At 45.4% G+C, this 2,906-nt stretch carries 3 protein-coding genes; all 3 read left to right on the top strand.

Features of this window, described 5'->3' with window-relative positions:
• Positions 1–195: 195 nt before the first annotated feature.
• Complete coding sequence (locus RMO79_RS09340; RefSeq protein WP_310482853.1) at positions 196–435, top strand: CsbD family protein; 240 nt, start codon at positions 196–198, stop codon at positions 433–435.
• Positions 436–694: 259 nt separating this feature from the next.
• Positions 695–871 (top strand): hypothetical protein, encoded by a 177-nt coding sequence (locus RMO79_RS09335; RefSeq protein WP_310482852.1) that lies wholly within the window; start codon positions 695–697, stop codon positions 869–871.
• Positions 872–945: 74 nt separating this feature from the next.
• Positions 946–2,415, top strand: a complete 1,470-nt coding sequence (locus RMO79_RS09330) for a PRC-barrel domain-containing protein (RefSeq protein ID WP_310482851.1) — start codon at positions 946–948, stop codon at positions 2,413–2,415.
• Positions 2,416–2,906 lie beyond the last annotated feature (491 nt).

The raw sequence follows: 2,906 nt of genomic DNA, 5'->3' as shown, positions 1-2,906 counted from the left end.
GAGTAGGGAGTAAGAAGTAAGGAGTAAGGAGTGTAATTACTCCTAAAGCCTAAACCCCATCGATCGACAGATAACTACTATGTCGATCGATGGAGTTGCCGAGCGATGGAGTGCAGTTTAGATCTCTCTTTTAGAAGAGAGAGATTCTAATCAATTATCGTATATTAATAATAGTTTAAATAAAGGAAAAAGATTATGAGTATTGAAGAACGCGCAAAGGCGGCAGCTCAAAATGTTGAAGGAAAAGGTCAGGAAGTTGTAGGCAAAGTCACTGGTAGTAACGATGATGAAGCCGCAGGCAAAGCCAAACAAGCTGCTGCAAAAGTTCGCGATGGGGTTGAAGATGCTAAAGACAAAGTAGCAGAAGCAGCTCAAGACCTTGGCGATAAAATTCGCGACGGAGTAGATAATGCCAAGAGAGAAATGAATAAATAATCTAAATAACTGCTCTTGACAGGTACTTGGTATATTTTGCAGTGAAAACTTAGGTGTTGACAGCACCTGAGTTTTTTTGTGTTTATCGAGTTTGAACATGACCTTTTAGATCGAAAATTGAGATAAATGCTTGTGAAGTAAACATACCTATTTAGGTATTGAAATAAGTTAATTTTTACACCGATTGGGCGATCGATCGCCACAAAATAAGTTGTTAGGATATAACTAATCGGCTATCTACATTAATAATCTAAAACCTATGCCCAGACTAATTGGCAGAACTTCTAAAGCTCCTTTGTATACGATCCTAGCTCTATTTGTTGTAGCTGCTGTTGCGACAGAATTAGAATATGAAGGCGTTATCGATCTAGTACCAGGTTACGGTAGAAATACCGCTAGTATGAAATTGCCAGATATCCGAACCCCGCGATCGTAGCAAGTTAGAGCGTCGCTAACAACAAATAATTCAATCCGATCGGTAAACCCTGAAAATAAAAATACAATCAGCTCATGCGTAAGGGAAAAGATATCATTGGTAAACCGATAATAACATACGATTTCGGTCAGAAGGTTGCTAATATTGTCGATTTAATTTTCGACCAAAATGACAATCGGTTATTAGGACTATTAATTAGTGAAAGTGGCTGGTTTAGCAGTGCCAAAGTTTTACCGCTATATCTAGTCAAAGCGATTGGAGTAGATGCCTTAATCATTCCGACTAGGGACACGATCGCCTCATCTCGAAGCTATGCAGATCTTCATCAAATTTTAGAAACTAATAACATTTTAAATGGTACCCGCATTATGACCACTGATGGTCGCGATTTGGGTAAATTAATCGATTTGTATTTTGATGAGACTAGCGGCGCGATCGAAGGTTATGAGACATCAGGTGGCTTATTTGCCGATGCTTACTCTGGTCGATCGTTTGTACCTGCGACCCAAACTATCAAAATTGGTAAAGATGTCGCATTCGTCCCAGTAGAAACGATCGCTTTAATGGAAGAGCAAGTCGGCGGATTGAAAGCAGCATTCCAAACCGCTAGCGAGAAATTCCAGGAAACTGCTCAAGTTGCAGGCGAAAAATTCCAGGAAACAGCTCAAGTTGCAGGCGAAAAATTTCAGTCTACCACTCAGACTGCGGGTGAAAAACTGCAAACAGCCGGACGTTTAGCTAGCAGCAAAGTTACCGACACGATCGTGGATCGAGCGGCTCAGAAACAATTTGTAATTGGTAGAGTAGCACAGCAAACCGTGACAGATCCCGATGGCACGATCTTCGTTAGATCCGGTGAGACGATCGTGCCAGCAATGGCGGATGCCGCCGAAAGAGCGGGCATTCTCGATCGATTGTATCGCGCCGCTGGCGGGAATTTGACCGAACCACTAGGCGAACGGATGAATAATACCGTCGCTGGTTTGACGATCGAGCAAGCACAGGGACGACGAGCGCAACGCGCCGTATACACGCCAGAGGGCTATATCATCGCCGCACAAGGGCAAATTATCACCCCTGGGGCGATCGATCGTGCTAAGGCGACTCATCAAGAGTCAGCGTTATTAACTGCTGTCGGTTTGTCTGCACAAACAGCAGCGCAAACCCAAGCGGGTAGCCTCGCCACCACCACAGGCGAACGATTGAAAACGACAACATCGGCGGCTGGAGATCGGCTCCAAGAAGGTGCCGCAAATGTCTGGGATCGAGTCCGAGAAACCGCCACCGATCTTCAAGGAAGAAGTTCGGAAGCACTCGAACAAAAGCGGATTAAGGGTGCTTTAGGTCGTCCGACAACGCGAGTGATTCTCGATCGCCAAGATACAGTAATCCTCAATGTTGGCGAATTAATTAGCCACAAAGCGATCGATAGTGCCCGATCGGCAGGTATCCTCGATGTATTACTAGACTCGGTATATACCGAAACTCCACATCTATCGATCGACGAACTCCGCGCACCTGAAAAAGGCTCCGCTGCGCTGTAAATCGCTCTCACAGCAGCCCCTCTCATAAACTTGGGAGCTACGGTGCATACACATCTCTAGAAAAAAGCGAAAACCCTAGAAATTCCCCTGTCTTGTCGTTTTTTATATCTCCTGTCTTGTCTCGCATAATCCGGGAGGTTTCCTCCCGGATTATTCGAGCCGCTGTCGGAGAGGCTACGCCAACGGGGGGAACCCTAGACATAAAAACGCCGCTGTCTTGTCGGTTTTTTATGCTGGGGGAACCCCAGAATAAAACCGCCGCTGTCTTGTCTCGCATAATCCGGGAGGGAACCTCCCGGCTGCGAGCCGCTAAATCCCCCTTAAAAAGGGGGACTTTGAAAGCCCCCTGTTTATGGGGGTTGGGGGATGTAGTTCTCCAAACGAAGTCCAATAGACTTGTGCTAATACAGTAGGTACCAATACAGAACGGCTTTTTAGGTGAATTATCTACACCTGAATCCCGTGAAGATCGGCTCTAACCCGCATTAAAA

The sequence above is a fragment of the Chamaesiphon sp. VAR_48_metabat_403 genome (assembly GCF_031422475.1).
Taxonomy (GTDB): Bacteria; Cyanobacteriota; Cyanobacteriia; order Cyanobacteriales; family Chamaesiphonaceae; genus Chamaesiphon.
Note: the sequence above shows the minus strand (reverse complement) of the source record. Positions and strands in the feature narration are given on the sequence as shown.

Bases quoted from the DNA above. Each gene is read 5' to 3' on its own strand.
- RMO79_RS09340 (WP_310482853.1), top strand. From the start codon at position 196: ATGAGTATTGAAGAACGCGCAAAGGCGGCAGCTCAAAATGTTGAAGGA.
- RMO79_RS09335 (WP_310482852.1), top strand. From the start codon at position 695: ATGCCCAGACTAATTGGCAGAACTTCTAAAGCTCCTTTGTATACGATC.
- RMO79_RS09330 (WP_310482851.1), top strand. From the start codon at position 946: ATGCGTAAGGGAAAAGATATCATTGGTAAACCGATAATAACATACGAT.